The 15697-nt window shown below is 33.4% G+C and carries 16 protein-coding genes; 9 read left to right on the plus strand and 7 right to left on the minus strand.

Annotated features, from left to right (window positions below):
- Positions 1-86: 86 nt before the first annotated feature.
- The 3 genes from AC0UBM_RS03850 to AC0UBM_RS03860 all read right to left on the minus strand — a co-directional run bounded on the left by AC0UBM_RS03850 (position 87) and on the right by AC0UBM_RS03860 (position 3870).
- Positions 87-539 (minus strand): cold-shock protein, encoded by a 453-nt coding sequence (locus tag AC0UBM_RS03850; RefSeq protein ID WP_382381349.1) that lies wholly within the window; start codon positions 537-539, stop codon positions 87-89.
- A gap of 207 nt (positions 540-746) precedes the next feature.
- Positions 747-1445 (minus strand): hypothetical protein, encoded by a 699-nt coding sequence (locus tag AC0UBM_RS03855; protein WP_475687710.1) that lies wholly within the window; start codon positions 1443-1445, stop codon positions 747-749.
- Between the two features lie 268 nt (positions 1446-1713).
- Positions 1714-3870, minus strand: coding sequence for a S9 family peptidase (locus AC0UBM_RS03860; RefSeq protein ID WP_475687711.1), 2157 nt, complete (start codon positions 3868-3870; stop codon positions 1714-1716).
- Positions 3871-4124: 254 nt separating this feature from the next.
- Here AC0UBM_RS03860 and AC0UBM_RS03865 point away from each other — a divergent pair, with 254 nt between their 5' ends.
- Genes AC0UBM_RS03865 through AC0UBM_RS03880 form a run of 4 tightly spaced genes read left to right on the plus strand, consistent with a single transcriptional unit; the run spans position 4125 to position 7231 of the window.
- The gene (locus tag AC0UBM_RS03865; RefSeq protein WP_475687713.1) at positions 4125-5075 is read left to right on the plus strand and encodes an isopenicillin N synthase family dioxygenase; all 951 of its coding nucleotides are present in this window, start codon (positions 4125-4127) and stop codon (positions 5073-5075) included.
- A 15-nt stretch (positions 5076-5090) separates the two neighbouring features.
- On the plus strand, positions 5091-5417 hold the full coding sequence (locus tag AC0UBM_RS03870; protein WP_414034447.1) for a translation initiation factor: 327 nt from the start codon (positions 5091-5093) through the stop codon (positions 5415-5417).
- Positions 5395-6366, plus strand: coding sequence for a DUF1835 domain-containing protein (locus AC0UBM_RS03875; RefSeq protein WP_475687714.1), 972 nt, complete (start codon positions 5395-5397; stop codon positions 6364-6366). Before AC0UBM_RS03870 ends, AC0UBM_RS03875 begins: the two co-directional genes overlap by 23 nt.
- A complete protein-coding gene (locus AC0UBM_RS03880; protein WP_475687715.1) occupies positions 6356-7231 on the plus strand; it encodes a nucleoside phosphorylase in 876 nt (291 codons plus the stop codon). The genes AC0UBM_RS03875 and AC0UBM_RS03880 overlap by 11 nt, the downstream gene beginning before the upstream one ends.
- A 309-nt stretch (positions 7232-7540) precedes the next feature.
- Here AC0UBM_RS03880 and AC0UBM_RS03885 read toward each other — a convergent pair whose 3' ends face one another.
- Entirely contained in the window at positions 7541-8206 is a 666-nt protein-coding gene (locus AC0UBM_RS03885) for a uracil-DNA glycosylase (RefSeq protein WP_475687716.1), read from the minus strand.
- A gap of 68 nt (positions 8207-8274) precedes the next feature.
- Here AC0UBM_RS03885 and AC0UBM_RS03890 point away from each other — a divergent pair, with 68 nt between their 5' ends.
- The 5 genes from AC0UBM_RS03890 (at position 8275) to AC0UBM_RS03910 (ending at position 14008) form a co-directional block, all read left to right on the plus strand.
- Positions 8275-9780: a YfcC family protein gene (locus AC0UBM_RS03890; RefSeq protein ID WP_475687717.1), complete on the plus strand. Its 1506-nt coding sequence runs from the start codon at positions 8275-8277 to the stop codon at positions 9778-9780.
- Between the two features lie 59 nt (positions 9781-9839).
- Complete coding sequence (locus AC0UBM_RS03895; RefSeq protein WP_475687718.1) at positions 9840-12005, plus strand: endonuclease MutS2; 2166 nt, start codon at positions 9840-9842, stop codon at positions 12003-12005.
- A 62-nt stretch (positions 12006-12067) separates the two neighbouring features.
- Positions 12068-12799 (plus strand): DUF3575 domain-containing protein, encoded by a 732-nt coding sequence (locus tag AC0UBM_RS03900; protein WP_475687720.1) that lies wholly within the window; start codon positions 12068-12070, stop codon positions 12797-12799.
- Between the two features lie 28 nt (positions 12800-12827).
- Positions 12828-13244: a thiol-disulfide oxidoreductase DCC family protein gene (locus AC0UBM_RS03905; protein WP_475687721.1), complete on the plus strand. Its 417-nt coding sequence runs from the start codon at positions 12828-12830 to the stop codon at positions 13242-13244.
- A gap of 89 nt (positions 13245-13333) precedes the next feature.
- A complete protein-coding gene (locus AC0UBM_RS03910; RefSeq protein ID WP_414034439.1) occupies positions 13334-14008 on the plus strand; it encodes a hypothetical protein in 675 nt (224 codons plus the stop codon).
- 82 nt (positions 14009-14090) lie between these two features.
- Here AC0UBM_RS03910 and AC0UBM_RS03915 read toward each other — a convergent pair whose 3' ends face one another.
- The 3 genes from AC0UBM_RS03915 to AC0UBM_RS03925 form a co-directional block, all read right to left on the minus strand.
- Complete coding sequence (locus AC0UBM_RS03915; protein WP_475687722.1) at positions 14091-14738, minus strand: DsbA family oxidoreductase; 648 nt, start codon at positions 14736-14738, stop codon at positions 14091-14093.
- Between the two features lie 2 nt (positions 14739-14740).
- The gene (locus AC0UBM_RS03920; protein ID WP_475687723.1) at positions 14741-15055 is read right to left on the minus strand and encodes an EthD family reductase; all 315 of its coding nucleotides are present in this window, start codon (positions 15053-15055) and stop codon (positions 14741-14743) included.
- 84 nt (positions 15056-15139) lie between these two features.
- Positions 15140-15697 carry a carboxymuconolactone decarboxylase family protein gene (locus tag AC0UBM_RS03925; RefSeq protein WP_414034436.1) on the minus strand — a complete coding sequence of 186 codons (558 nt, stop codon included), beginning with the start codon at positions 15695-15697 and terminating at the stop codon, positions 15140-15142.

The raw sequence follows: 15697 nt of genomic DNA on the forward strand, positions 1-15697 counted from the left end.
TTTTATAAATCATATTCAGAAGTTAAATTTAACTTCTAGGAATATCAACAATGATATCACAAAATTTATTGCAATTATACTTAAGATTAAATTTTCTTAACTCTAACTGCATTCATACCTTTCATACCACGTTCTAATTCAAACTGAACTTTATCATTTTCGATAATAGTATCAATTAAACCACTTACGTGACAGAAATATTTTTCTGAATTTTCTGCATCGATAATAAATCCGAAACCTTTAGAGCTATCAAAAAATGATACTTTTCCTTTACGAATTGGATCCACTTCTTCAATATCACTATCGTCTTTTTTAGGAATTCCGATAACAATATCTTCTGCTTCAACTTTAATTTTATCTGCTGGATCTGGTGGCGTATCTGTTAGATTTCCGTATTGATCTACATAGGCAAATTGAATACCTTGAGAATCTTTAGACTCAGCTTTACGAGCTTCTTTTTTCTTTAGTTTGTCTTCACGCTTTTTTTGACGTGCTTTTTCTTTTTCGATTTTATTGTACGTCTGTTGAGACTTAGCCATAAATTACTACTTGTTTTAAATTGAGAATTAAGTTTATTGAAATGAACACCTTAACGTCTTTAAAAGGACGATTAATCGCATTACAATTCTTTACAAAGATAATGTAAGTATTTGGATTTGATAAACACTAGACAAAAAACTATTTTAATAAATAGTTAAGCCCTATCTTTTAATGAAAAATATGAGGTGTTTTTTGAAGTGATTATATTACTCCTTTACTATAATAATAGACCCTTTAACCCCTTTAGCTAAGTTCCAAGTATTTCCTGATATGTAGTTACCATCTTCGTCTAATACTTTAAACTGGGCGGTATTAGGCCCAGAACTTCCAGTATTCAGAGCTTGAAAATCGATTTTATTAAGTCCAGGTTGCAACTCGAAAGTAAAGCCACTAAAGCCATTTGTTAGCAATACATTAGATTTTATAATATCGTCGTTTACCAATACCATAATGCGGTCGCCATCGAATGCCTGATGATCTCTATACACTATATTAACAGTTCCTGAGGTGGTTTTAAAATCCCCAAAGTACTGATCGACTAAACTTCCCGTTGCATCGGGATTTACAGCTTCAGAATCCGGCATCACCAATTGGTTATCTAAATTATCTTGAAAAAGTTCTGCTGGATTGCCGAACTTCTTTTTATTAAACATCGAGAATTCCTCTTTAACATTTAAACTCGGATGCTTGGTAACGGTTAAACCATTTACTTTATCCGAATCAATAGACTCATTTAAAGAAGGCGCTTCTAAAGGTTTTATATCTAAACTATTTACTTCTGTAGCTTTCCCCTCCTCACTTTCAATAGCTGGTATTAAAAGAGAGTTACCCTGCCTTGAATCTATTTGCGACCAAGCCGTAGTTGAGAGGCACAGAAAAGTAATAAATAAAAAAAGATACTTCATAGGGATATTTATACAGCTCAAAAATAATTTATAATTTTTAAAGTAAGCAAAAATCATTCCTAAAATTTGTTAAGATTTGGAGGGTTTTCACAACTATTTATGCTTTTAATTACAATGTGGAGATTAACGATTCTATTATACCCTCTTTTTAGCAACTATCAAGAACCGTTTGAAATGGTTACATTTTAAATCCAACTCATAAATTACAGAACATATAGAAACGCCAGAACTTAAATCCTGGCGCTTATATATTATGTATGTGCTACTTTTAATGGGCTTCACCTTCTAAATCTAGTAAAAAGGCGTATTTCAAGGCTTGTATTTTATAGCGTTCAAAACGACCTGAGGCACCACCATGTCCAACATCCATGTTACAATCCATAATTAACAAATTGTCGTCTGTTTTTGTAGCTCGTAATTTTGCTATCCATTTTGCTGGTTCCCAATATTGCACTTGGCTATCCCAATACCCAGTAGTTATAAGCATATTGGGATACGATTTGGCTTCAACATTATCGTAAGGCGAATAGGACTTTATATAATCGTAATAGATACTATCTTTTGGGTTTCCCCATTCATCAAATTCAAATGTCGTTAACGGGATGGTTTCATCTAACATGGTAGAAACAACATCTACAAATGGCACAGCGGCCACAACTCCGTGCCATAAATTAGGTTTCATATTTACAATGGCTCCCATAAGCAAACCTCCTGCACTACCGCCTTCGGCATATAAATGTTCGGGAGATGTATAATTAGCGTCTACTAGGTATTCTGCGCAATCTATAAAATCTGTAAATGTGTTTTTCTTATTTAACAGCTTACCATCTTCATACCAGTCTCTTCCCATTTCTTGTCCGCCACGAACATGAGCAATAGCATAAATAAATCCGCGATCTAAAAGACTTAATCTGCTCGAATTAAAATTGGCATCTATTATAGAACCATACGAGCCATAGCCGTATAGAAGCAGAGGATTATTTCCTGATTTGGTAATGCCTTTTTTATACACCAGAGAAATTGGAATTTTAGTACCATCGGTGGCCGTCGCAAACAAACGTTCTGAAGCGTACAGGTTTGGATTAAAATTAGAATCTAATACTTCTTCTTGCTTTAATAATACCTGCTCTTTTGATTTCATATTATATTCAAATGTACTGTTAGGTGTTGTTAAAGACGAATAGTTATACCTTAAGACATTGGTATCGAAATCTAGATTAGATGTGGTATATGTTAAATATGTTGGATCGTTAAATGGTAAATAGTGCTCATTTCCATTCCAATTTCTAATTCTAAGTTTTCGCAAACCGTTTTCACGTTCAGTAATAACCAAGTATTCTTTAAACAAATCGAAATCTTCTAAAAGAACATCGTCGCGATGTGGTATAACATCGACCCAATTTTCTTGTGTTGTTGCATGTATTGGAGTTTCCACAATTTTAAAGTTTTTAGCACCGTCTTTATTTGTTCTGATGTAAAAATGATTCGCATAATGATCGACATAATATTCTAAATACTTTTCTCTTGGCTGAACCACTTTTAGTTCACCATCTGGAACATTCGCATCGATATATTGGTACTCGTTAGAAAGGGTTTGAAAACTACCAATAAATATAAAAGCTTCCGACTTAGACTTAAACACAGCACATCTAAAGGTGTCATCTTTTTCTTCGTAAACTAAAACATCCAAATCCTGAGTATCTCCTAGCTTGTGCTTAAATATTTTATTACTTCTTAAGGTTTCTGGATCCTTGGTTGTGTAAAACACGGTTTTATTATCGTTTGCCCATACTGCGCTACCAGCGGTATTTTCTAAGACATCATCTAACATATCACCTGTTTCTAAATTCTTAAAACGCACAGTATATCGTCTCCTAGAAATAGTATCTACAGCATAGGCCAATAATGTATTGTTTGGGCTAACCGCTTGAACTCCCATTCCGAAATAAGTTAAACCTTTAGATAATTCCGGTCCGTCTAGCATAACTTCTTCCGTTTCCGTACCTAGTTTAGAACGACAGTACAACGGATAATCATTTCCTTCCTTAAACTTTGAATAATAGGAATACCCATTATGATTCACAGGTAGCGATTCGTCGTCTTTCTTTATACGTCCCTTTATTTCATCAAATAGAATAGTTTGAAGCGAATCTGTATGCCCCATCACCTTATCTAAATAATCGTTTTCGGCATTTAGATAATCAATAACATCTTGAGTTTGGGCATCTGGAGTAGTTGCATTTTTTTGTTCGTCGGATAAGCGCATCCAAAAGTAATTGTCAATACGCGTGTCTCCGTGTACAGTTAGTTCCTCGGCCTGAATTTTTGCTATTGGAGGTTGGATTTTTGGTTCTGAAACTTTTTTGTAATCTGATTTACATCCTAGTAAAAAAAGCGAAGCTAAAAAGTAAAAAGTGAATTTCATATCTATTTAGTTGTTAGTGGGTTATAAATATAACAAACTATTAAACACGATATATCAATTCATTCATATTATCTTCTTGAAAATCACAGACACCATAGTAAGAAAACTATAGTTACATATTTATCGTCAAATCCTTTAAATCTATTATATCACAAAAATATCTCTCAAAAACTACGAATTTCTCAAAATTGTTTCAATTTAACTCGCATTGTTTTTTGTACATTTGTAAATCTAGCCTAATATAACTCAGAAATATGAATAGCATTCCTAGCGTAGATTTAAGAGATTTTATATCTAACGATCCCATAAAAAAACAACAGTTTGTAGATCAAATTGGAAGAGCATACGAAGACATTGGTTTTGTTGCTTTAAAAGGTCATTTTTTAAACGAGCAATTAGAAACTGATTTATATTCGGAAATAAAACACTTTTTCGACTTACCTCAAGAGAAAAAAGATACGTACGAAATTGAAGGTATTGGTGGTCAGCGTGGTTACACTTCTTTTGGAAAAGAACATGCCAAAGGCAAAAAAGAAGGCGATTTAAAAGAATTTTGGCACTTTGGTCAGTATGTAGAAAACGATGCCAAGCTGGAAGCAGAGTATCCTAAAAACGTAATAGTTTCAGAACTTCCTAAGTTTAATACTGTGGGCGAGGAAGCTTATAAAATGTTGGAAAAAACGGCTAAATATGTACTTCGTGCTTTGGCACTTTACTTAGATTTAGAAGAAACATACTTTGATGCCTATATTAAGAATGGGAATTCAATTTTAAGACCTATTCACTACCCGCCAATTACATCCGAGCCTAAAGCCGCTGTGCGTGCTGCCGCTCATGGCGATATAAATTTAATTACTCTTTTAATGGGTGCGCAAGGTCGTGGTTTACAGGTGCAAAATAATGATGGCGAATGGATAGATGCCATTGCCCAGCCTGATGAGCTTATGATAAATGTTGGTGATATGTTATCTAGACATACCAATAACAAATTAAAATCTACTATACACAGAGTGATTAATCCACCAAAAGAATTATGGGGAACATCGCGCTATTCTATTCCGTTTTTTATGCATCCTATTAGCGATATGAAACTAAATGTGTTGGAGAATTGTATAGATGATAATCATCCAAAACAATTTGATGATATTACAGCTGGAGACTATTTATACGAGCGATTAGTTGAATTAGGTTTAATAAAGAAATAAAACAGTATCGTTCTTATGGATTTAAAAGATCAGTTAAAAAACTTATTTCCCGAACACGAAGAAACGCCTCAAGCATCTGAAGAAAAGGATTCGAACTTATGGCTTCAGGACGATCCTATTCTTTGTAAATATGAAAAACGAAAAGGGAAACCTATTACAATTTTAGAAGGCTATACCGGTGCTACTGAAGATTTTAAATTATTAGCTAAAGATCTTAAAAAGGAACTTAGTGTTGGTGGTAGTTTTAAAGATGACAAAATAATTATTCAAGGTGATTATCGAGATAAAATTATGTCCATCTTAAAAGAAAAAGGGTTTAATGTTAAACGCGTTGGAGGATAATTATATGGATCAAAACACAACATTACATATCACTAACGGAAGCGTCCTGACCAAGTATTTAGTCGCATTAGAGTTTAAAGGCGAAATATTAACTTGGGAAGAAATGCTTTGCGAAGGACCAACTATTGAACACATTAATTCGGATAAGTTTTTAGATATTCGAATGAATTTTTTGAAGGAGTTTTACGATGTCGAAGTTGACTTTGACAAAGTACGAAAAGACATTAGTGTTCTAGATAATATCGAAAACTATACTGAAATTATCCTTTGGTTCGAGTATGATTTGTTTTGTCATATTAATCTTATAGGTGTGATTAATTTACTACTTCAGAAGAAAATTAATCTACCTTTATTTTTAGTGTGTAGTGGACGTATTCATGGAGTTAACGAACTTAAAGGATTAGCAGAATTAAGTTCATCACAACTCACAGATCATTATGATGCTCGCGTGCGCTTAACGGCAGACGATAAAGATTTAGCACGTACCATCTGGCAATTATATAACGGTAAAGATCACAACCTTATTAAACCTTATATTGTTAAACATTCCTCTTTCGAATATCTTAGTAATTGTTTAAAAGCGCACCTGCAACGTTTCCCTCATTCCGAGAGCGGCCTGAGCGAATTAGAACTTAATATCCTTAGAATAATCGATCGCAGAGACATACATTCTAGAAATCATTTAATGGGTTATGCCCTTAATTTCCAAGGATTTTATGGGTATGGAGATATGCAGTTCGAGCGTTTAATAAACAGGTTAAGTATGTTTTATAAGGAAGAAGAGCATAGTTTAACCTTGAATGAAGATGGAAAAAAAGCCCTAAATGCTGAAGCTAATTACGAAAACGATATTAGAGATACTTTGGTTTATGGTGGGGTAAAGAAAAAAGATTTCAATTTTAATGTAAAGCTAAACAAGCTAGTAAACTCTGTTAATTATGGCGATTAAAGAATCAGAATTAATATTAAATCCAGACGGAAGTGTTTATCATTTAAACTTAAAACCAGAACATATTGCGCATACCATTATTTTAGTAGGCGACCAAGATCGGGTTAGTAAAATTACAAAGCATTTTGATTCGGTTGAATATTCCATTCAGAAGCGTGAGTTTAAAACTGAAACAGGTTTATATAAAGGCAAACGCATAAGTGTAGTTTCTACAGGTATTGGTTGCGATAATATTGATATTGTTTTAAACGAATTAGATGCGTTAGTTAACATCGATTTTGAGACGCGTACCATTAAAAAAGACATCACGAGTTTAAATATTATTCGCGTTGGGACTTCGGGATCCCTTCAAAAAGAAGTTCCAGTGGATTCTTTTGCTATTAGCGCCTACGGATTAGATTTCTCTGGCATGCTTCATTTTTATAACATTGAAAACTTTAGACATAAAGCCTTCGAATCGGCTTTTGTCGAACATACGCAATGGAATTCAAATAAATCCTTACCTGTCTTGTTCACGAATAGCAAAACTTTAGAAGCGCTATTTACCTCGGAAGAAACCAGTTCTGGAGTTACAGCTACAGCGAGCGGATTCTATGGGCCACAAGGACGCGTTTTACGATTATCTATACAGGACGAAGACTTAAACGATAAGTTACACTCTTTTAGTTTTGAAGGATTAAAAGTCGTTAATTTTGAAATGGAAACTGCCGCAATCTATGGTTTGTCGGCTCTACTTGGCCATAACGCCTTATCTCTAAATGCAATTATTGCAAATCGTGCAACGGGAGAATTTAGTCGCGATCCAGGACAACTTGTCGAACGCCTTATCACATATACTCTAAACAGAATTTTAAACTTAAAATAGAAACCTTACATTCAAGTTTTTATTCTAAATGTAATAAAAGCTCAAAAGTTTTAATAAAATTTAAGAATATAAGTCGTAACAGTCAATATAATTACATATTATTCAATTATGACTGTAAATAATTAGGTTATTTTAAAACTAATTATTAAGTTTATTTACGATTAACAAACTAAATTATGCTACTAACCATTTCATTAATTATAGTGGTTCTTTTAATCATAAATATTTTATTATTATGTTTTAGTTGTAATAAATTAACTGACCATACAGTTGATAAGCAGAAACAAATAAAAATGATTCGCGAAACCACTACCAAGCAATCTGAGAAAAATTATTTTGCTCCAACAGGGAGTTAGTTTTACTAAAATGTTTATTGCCAAACCAATATCCTCTATTAGCACTCAATGGAGAAGGATGTCCAGAAGTTAAAATATAATGCTTCCTAGTGTCTATCAATTTTGATTTCTTCTTAGCATAACCTCCCCATAGTAAAAACACTATATTTTCTTTTTCGTCACTAATTTTAGAGATCACACGGTCTGTAAAGGTTTCCCATCCTTGTTTTTGATGACTAGCGGGTGCATGTTCGCGAACTGTAAGCGTAGCATTTAACAGTAAAACTCCTTGCTTAGCCCAACGCTCTAAATTTCCACTTGTGGGATAATCCAACCCTAAATCCGATTCAATTTCCTTAAAAATATTTTTTAAAGACGGAGGATGTGGTGTGCCGTCGGCAACCGAAAAACATAAACCATTTGCTTGTCCTTGGCCATGATACGGATCCTGACCTAAAATCACAACTTTTAAATCGTTGTAAGCACATGAATTAAAAGCATTAAATAGTTCTGATTTTGGCGGATAGCAAATCGCGACATTATATTCTTCTTCAACAAAGTTCCATAAACCTTTAAAATAAGGCTTTTCGAATTCAGAGTTTAAAATAGGGCGCCAATCGGGATTTATGTTTTTAGACATTTATACAGGGGTTTGAAAGTTCAAATTTAAAAATAGTATTATCTTTCGGCTTATAAAATTCGAAAAAAATGTCTTCACTAAAAGCCATTAAATTCCCAACAGCACTAACTGTTTTACTAATAATTGCTGGTGTAGTAGCCTTATTAACTTATATTATTCCAGCGGGAAAATACGATAGATTAACATACAACTCCGATTCTAATACCTTTACTCAAGAAAAAAAATCGGAGACTATAGTGCTTCCAGCAACTCAAGAAACCTTAGAGCACTTCGATATTAAAATACCCATCGAAAAATTTACAAATGGTGATATTTGGAAACCTATAGGAATTCCTAATACATACCATACTTTAGATGCCCAACCGCAAGGTGTAATGGCGTTTATACAGTCGCCTATTAAAGGTATTATGGAGGCTATAGACGTTATTCTATTTGTATTGATTATTGGAGGCTTTATTGGCATTATGAATTTTAGTGGTGCTTTTGAAGCTGGAATCTCGTCACTAGCAAAATCTCTACAGGGTCGAGAATATATTTTAATTATAGTAATTACATTTTTAATTGCTATTGGCGGTACAACATTTGGTCTCGCAGAAGAAACTATAGCCTTCTATCCTATTCTTATTCCTGTTTTTCTCGCTGCTAAATACGATGCCATGGTTGCCTTAGCCTCTATATATGTAGGTTCGTGTATTGGTACTTTGGCATCTACAGTGAATCCGTTTTGTACAATAATAGCTTCAGATGCCGCTGGAATTAATTGGACAACTGGTTTAACAACACGCCTGATCGTGTTTGTTTTAGGATTAATCATCTGTTTAATATACATTATTAGGTATGCACAACGTGTAAAAAATAATCCGTCTAAGTCTATAATTTTCGACCAAAAACAAGATATTGAAGTCCGATTTCCGTTAACAAATTTAGATACCGCTACAAGGCTTACCACTAAATACAAACTAATATTAATCGTATTTTCCTTATGCTTCGTGGTTATGATTTATGGCGTATCTCAACTGGATTGGTGGTTTTTAGAAATGACCACTGTATTTTTAGTGGGCGCTATATTAATTGGTGTTATTGCGAGAATTAAAGAAGCGACATTTGTAGATACTTTTATAAAAGGCGCGAACGATTTACTTGGTGTAGCTTTTATTATTGGTATAGCTCGTGGGGTTACGGTTTTAATGGAAGATGGTTTAATTAGTGATTCCCTTTTGTTTTACGCCAGTTCGTTAACAGAAGGAATGAATAAAGGTGTTTTTATAAATGCGATGCTTTATATATACAGCGGACTTTCATTTTTTATTCCTTCATCTTCAGGAATGGCCGTTTTAACCATGCCAATTATGGCGCCTTTAGCCGATGGTGTTGGCATTGGGCGTGATTTGGTTGTGAATGCGTATCAATTTGGAATGGGACTATTCGCACTTATAAATCCGACAGGTTTAATTTTAGCCTCTTTAGCGATCGTTAAAATAGGTTTCGACAAATGGTTACGCTTTGTGATGCCGTTGGTTGGAATACTACTAATTTTCATCATGATAGTATTAACAATTTCAGTCTACATTTAGAGGCTTTAACCTTTTTATTTCCTTAAATTTGTTGTCTTTAAAAAGTTTCAAAATTTAGGATGATAAACATTCACAAAAAAACATTACAAGATTTAGAATTTCAAACGGTATTAGAACAAGTAAGTGAATATTGCATCACTGGCTTAGGACACAATGCGGCCCTAGAAATTTCACCTTTTAAACATAAAGAAGACGTCTTGCGCGAGCTTCAGTTAACACATGAATATGTGTCGTCTTACGATAACGACAACCGTATTCCTAATCATGGTTTCGACGATATTATTAAGGAGCTCAAACTGCTTAAAATTGAAAACACCTATTTAGAAGTTCATAGTTTAAAAAAGATTGTTGCAATTTCTCAGGCGACCAATGAAATCATTGTCTTTCTAAAAAAGTTTATAGAATACTATCCTAATTTATACGAAAGTGCTTCACATATTGAAATTACAAAAGTCCTTATTGAAAAAATAAATACTATTGTAGATCGGTTTGGAGAAATAAAGAATAACGCATCACCGCTTCTCTATGAGATAAGACAGGTTATGAATAAGCTTAAAGGCCAAATAAATCAAAGTTTCACTTCGGCTTTAAGCATGTACCAAGGTTTAGATTATTTAGATGATATTCGAGAATCTGTTGTAGAAAACAAGCGAGTTTTAGCCGTTAAAGCCATGTATAGACGAAAAGTTAAAGGGTCTATTATGGGAAGTAGTAAAACAGGTAGTATTGTTTTTATAGAACCTGAAGCCACGTTAAGATATACAAGAGAATTACACAACTTGCAGTTTGAGGAAAAAGAAGAAATTGTAAAAATCCTTAAAGATCTAACTAATTTTATTCGTCCGTATACTACGTTATTATCAGACTATCAGACGTTTTTAATTAATATAGATTTAATTGCTGCTAAAGCCCAATATGCAAAATCGTTAAACGCAATTCTTCCTGAAATTACAGAAGAACGCAGTATGTTTTTACGCGATGCTTATCATCCCTTACTGTTTTTAACAAACTCAAAAAAAGGAAAGGAAACCTACCCGCAGACCATTACTTTAAACGAAGGAAATAGAATTATTGTTATTTCTGGACCTAATGCCGGAGGAAAAAGTATTACGCTAAAAACCGTAGGATTATTACAAGTTATGTTACAAAGTGGGATGTTAATTCCTGTGCACGAACGTAGTAAAACGTATATTTTCGAACGTGTGTTAAGTGATATTGGAGATAATCAATCTATAGAGAATCATTTAAGTACCTATAGTTATCGCTTAAAGCAGATGAACTATTTCCTTAAAAAATGTAATAGCAGAACCCTCTTTTTAATTGATGAATTCGGAACTGGTTCGGATCCAGAATTGGGAGGCGCACTTGCAGAGTCGTTTTTAGAAGAATTCTACGAGCGTGAAGCTTACGGAATTATTACCACCCACTACTCCAACTTAAAGATTCTTGCAAATGAATTGCCATATATGCAGAATGCCAATATGCAATTTAATAATCAGACTTTAGAGCCTATTTTTAAATTGGTCTTAGGCCAAGCAGGAAGTTCGTTTACATTTGAAGTCGCTCAGAAAAATGGGATTCCATATAGCCTAATTAACAAAGCAAAAAAGAAAATTGAAGGTAGTAAAGTCCGTTTTGATGCCACTATTGCGAAACTGCAAAAAGAGCGTAATAAATTAGAAAAAACAGAACGTTCACTTAAAGTTAATGAACAGAAAAAGCTTTCTGAAGCCGAAAAATTAGAGGAGATTAACACTAAAATTCAAAAGAAACTAGAAAGCTATCAGGAGCTTTACGACAGCAATCAGCGATTAATTTATTTAGGTCAGAAACTAAATGATATTTCAGAAAAGTACTTCGAGAATAAACGTAAGAAGGAAATGTTAGACGAAGTATTTAAAGTGGTTCAGATTGAAAACTCTAAACGAAAGCGCGTTACTGTAAAGCAGAAAAAAGTTCAGAAAGCCAAAGAGAAAAAAGTGGTTGAAGAAGCTGAAAAGAAAGTTGAGGTAATCCGACAAAAGAAAAAGATTGCGAAACAAAAAGCAATTGAGGCTCCAAAACCAAAAGTGACTTTAAAATTAGGTGATCGCGTGCGTATGATTGATGGAAAATCTATTGGAAGCATCGATAAGATAGAGAAAACTAAGGCCATTGTAAATTATGGTATTTTCACAACTAATGTAAATCTAGATCAATTAGAACTTGTTGAAGCTAAAAAATAGCTAAAAACCTATATGCATATTACATAGATATTTTGTAATTTAAAGACTCTAACCAGCGCATCATGAGAAACATATATATCCCCATTCTACTTTTATTTGTCGTAACACTAGGGTATTCTCAGAAAGGTAATCCAGACTTTAATACCAATTACAAGAACGAAGTCTCTTTAGAATTACCACAATTAATAAATGGCGTATACCAACTGTCTTACGAACGCTATATTTGGAATAATTTTACAGCTACATTAGGGCTTGCCTATAAAGGAAAAGAAGGTTTAGTTAAAATTTCTGGGCTTGATGGAAATAAAGTTAAAACCGACGAAATTTTCTATACAGGATACCAAATTGTCCCAGAAGTACGCTATTATTTAAGACAGACATCTAAAAAAATGCTAACAGGATTTTACTTGGGAGCCTATTTTAAGTATTCCATGTATAAAAGTCAAGTTGAAGGAACCTACAATAATTCCAATAATCAGCTTTACGATTTCGAATTCGACACTAGTGTTAGCATTGCCTCTGCCGGATTAATGGTAGGTTATAAATTACCTATTTCTAAACACTTTACTATTGATTTTATGATTGCAGGCCCTGGATCTGGACACTATAAATTTAAATTTAAAAACGAAAAGGATTTGCCTAATGAGTTTTATGATGATTTTAATGAAGCACTAGAAAATTACAGTATATTAGACTTTATAAATTCAGATTTCAGATTATCAGAAGTGAATAGACGATCTCAGTTTTCTGCATTTTCCTTTAGATATGGTATTGCATTAGGCTATACGTTTTAAATCTAACTAAAATTTTAATCACATTATAATGACAACATTAGCTAAAAACGAAAAACTAGTTCTTTTTGATGGTGTTTGTAATTTATGCGATAATTCCGTTCAATTTGTTATTAGACACGATAAAAAAAACATCTTTAAATTTACCACATTACAAGGTGACACAGCTAAACCAATACTAGAATCTTTTAAAATTGATACCAGTAAAACGGACTCTATTTTACTATATACACCTGACCATAAATTATACACAAAATCTAGTGCGGCCTTAAGAATCGCCACTCAATTAAATTTTCCTATAAATGTATTAGGTATATTTTTAATCGTTCCTAAAGGGATAAGAGACGTTATTTACGATTATATCGCTAAGAACAGATACCGTTGGTATGGTAAAAAAGACGACTGTATGATACCTACTAAAGCCTTGAAAACTAAGTTTTTTGAATAATTTAACAACTTAATCATTGTTTTTTCTTTCAAATCAACTTTTAACCATTTACTTTTGAAATCTTATATAAATAAATAATAATACACTTTATGAAAACATCAAATTACTCACTTTTAATACTTATGATTACTTTAGTTTTAAGTAGTTGTTCTAGTGTTAAAGTTTTAGACTCTTGGAAAGCAGATAATGTATCTTCTATAAAAGATAAAAACATTCTTGTAATTGCAAGAACAGATAATAACCAAGCGCGTATTGCTTTCGAACAAGAGATTGCAAGCCATTTACGTGCGAAAGGGTATAAAGCAACAGAAAGTTTCAAAGAAATGCCTCATATAGAGCCTGACAAGAAATTAGATCAAACACAGACTGAAGCTCTTGCTGAAACTATTAAAAGAGAAGGATATGATGGTGTGGTATTAAGTGTTATTAAAGATTATTCTGAACAACAACAAACTACAACCGATGGTGGTTATTACGCTGGAGGAACTATGGGTGGTATGTACGGAATGTATCCTGGTTACTACGGTGGTTTTGGTGGTTATTATGGTCACCCAATGGGATACGTTGGTGTTGGAAGCTATATGCCAGCAACATCTACAACAAGAACAGTTAAAACATTTGTTTTAGAAACTGTAGCTTATAATTTAGATGCAGAAGAAGGTAAACAACTTGTAGCTGTTGTGACTTCTAGTATTGAAGATCCAAGTAGTGTAAGTAAAAACGCTGCTGAATACGCAGATAAAATAGAAAAAGCTTTAAAGTAAATTGAAGTGTACTTAATATTAAAAAAGCCTCATATATTTTTATATGAGGCTTTTTTACGTTTTAAAATAAGTTATAAATCCTTTAAGATGCCTCTAAAAGTTCTTGTAATACATTTTTAAATACATCTACCGGTTGCGCTCCTGTAACCGCACTCTTTCTATTAAATACAATAGTAGGCACAGAAGATATTCCCATTTGTTGCCAATACAACTCTTTACTCTTTACCTCTTCTCGAGCTTCTTTATTATCTAACAAGGCTAAACCTTCTTCTGCATTTAAGCCAACATCTAATAAGGCTTGTTTTAGAATTGATCTATCCGATACATCTTGTCGCTCGCTAAAAAACGCGGTCATTAGTCGCATTTTTAATTCAGTTTGTTTACCAAATTTATGTGCGTATTCTAATAACACGTGTCCTTCGAAAGTATTAACCATCTTAAATCCATCGAAATAATCGAAGGTAAAACCAAGATCCTCACCAGCATCTTTCATGTGTTGCTGAGATTCTTTCTGTTGTTCTAAAGACGATCCATATTTTTCCTCAATATGCTCTGTTAAATCCTGACCTTCAACTGGCATATTCGGATTTAGTTCAAAAGGTTGCCATTCAATCTCTACCTGATCTTGAATGCCCAATTCAGAAATCGCTTTTTCCAATCTTTTATATCCAATAGTACACCACGGGCATACAACATCGGACACTATATCTATTTTCAATTTATCTTTCATATTCAAAATTTTATAAGTTCACTTATTTGAAGTTCTCCCTTAACATTAGAGTAGTTCTTTAAATCGGCCGCAAAAGTTTCGGCATTGGGCCCGAAAGCCTTTTGAAAAGATACTAAATTTTCAAATAACAAATGTGCAATCGCAATGTATGGAGCCGGTTCGTTTGGCGTTCTACCTACTAGGCCCAAATCTAACTCTATACCTTTTAAAGCATCACCACACGCTTTAGAAACCATTGGTAAATGGGTGTTTTTATAATACGCTGTATCAAACTTAACATCTTTGGTGTTTGGATACATTACAGATACTTTTATCATAATTTCATGTTTTTATAAAATTAGTACACCTTCTGTAAAAATACAAAAGGTGCACAAGCTACTAGTTAATGGTAACGTGGGAGGTTACTCATTTTCTTTAGACCAAGCAAATTTTTGGAATGGAGCATCTACTGGTGTGTTTGCTACATGATTTGTATAATTACTAATTACCTTTTGAGATAGTCCTAAAATAATATCTAGTACTTGTCTTTCTCCGTAACCTGCAGCATAAAACGCTTCTAATTCTTCTTGAGATACATGTCCGCGATTACGAACCATAGCTAATGTTAACGTACGTAAAGCTTCTAATTTAGCATCTTCTAGAGGTGTTTCGTTACGTAGGGCTTCAGTAATAGCGTCATCCACCTTCATCATTTTAGCAATTCCTGTATGTGCAGGAACACAATAATGACAAGCATGCTCAACGTTAATCGTTTGCCAAACAACGGTTAATTCTTCTTTATTGAAAGACGAATTAGAAAATAATTCGTGTAGCGTTTGGTAAGCCTCAAATAATTGAGGAGAACCTGCTAATACCCCATGTAAGCCTGGAATCATTCCGTTAGCTTTTTCTGATTTTTCTAATAAAGCAATGCTTTCTTTTGGTGCTGTCTCTTTATTCTGGATTTTTAATGTTGTCAT

The sequence above is a fragment of the Formosa sp. F44 genome, from assembly GCF_056238645.1.

Bases quoted from the DNA above. Each gene is read 5' to 3' on its own strand.
- AC0UBM_RS03885 (WP_475687716.1), bottom strand. From the start codon at position 8,206: ATGTCTAAAAACATAAATCCCGATTGGCGCCCTATTTTAAACTCTGAA.
- AC0UBM_RS03875 (WP_475687714.1), top strand. From the start codon at position 5,395: ATGTTAAACGCGTTGGAGGATAATTATATGGATCAAAACACAACATTA.
- AC0UBM_RS03905 (WP_475687721.1), top strand. From the start codon at position 12,828: ATGACAACATTAGCTAAAAACGAAAAACTAGTTCTTTTTGATGGTGTT.
- AC0UBM_RS03925 (WP_414034436.1), bottom strand. From the start codon at position 15,697: ATGACAACATTAAAAATCCAGAATAAAGAGACAGCACCAAAAGAAAGC.
- AC0UBM_RS03920 (WP_475687723.1), bottom strand. From the start codon at position 15,055: ATGATAAAAGTATCTGTAATGTATCCAAACACCAAAGATGTTAAGTTT.
- AC0UBM_RS03890 (WP_475687717.1), top strand. From the start codon at position 8,275: ATGTCTTCACTAAAAGCCATTAAATTCCCAACAGCACTAACTGTTTTA.
- AC0UBM_RS03865 (WP_475687713.1), top strand. From the start codon at position 4,125: ATGAATAGCATTCCTAGCGTAGATTTAAGAGATTTTATATCTAACGAT.
- AC0UBM_RS03860 (WP_475687711.1), bottom strand. From the start codon at position 3,870: ATGAAATTCACTTTTTACTTTTTAGCTTCGCTTTTTTTACTAGGATGT.
- AC0UBM_RS03870 (WP_414034447.1), top strand. From the start codon at position 5,091: ATGGATTTAAAAGATCAGTTAAAAAACTTATTTCCCGAACACGAAGAA.
- AC0UBM_RS03910 (WP_414034439.1), top strand. From the start codon at position 13,334: ATGAAAACATCAAATTACTCACTTTTAATACTTATGATTACTTTAGTT.
- AC0UBM_RS03880 (WP_475687715.1), top strand. From the start codon at position 6,356: ATGGCGATTAAAGAATCAGAATTAATATTAAATCCAGACGGAAGTGTT.
- AC0UBM_RS03900 (WP_475687720.1), top strand. From the start codon at position 12,068: ATGAGAAACATATATATCCCCATTCTACTTTTATTTGTCGTAACACTA.
- AC0UBM_RS03915 (WP_475687722.1), bottom strand. From the start codon at position 14,738: ATGAAAGATAAATTGAAAATAGATATAGTGTCCGATGTTGTATGCCCG.
- AC0UBM_RS03850 (WP_382381349.1), bottom strand. From the start codon at position 539: ATGGCTAAGTCTCAACAGACGTACAATAAAATCGAAAAAGAAAAAGCA.
- AC0UBM_RS03895 (WP_475687718.1), top strand. From the start codon at position 9,840: ATGATAAACATTCACAAAAAAACATTACAAGATTTAGAATTTCAAACG.
- AC0UBM_RS03855 (WP_475687710.1), bottom strand. From the start codon at position 1,445: ATGAAGTATCTTTTTTTATTTATTACTTTTCTGTGCCTCTCAACTACG.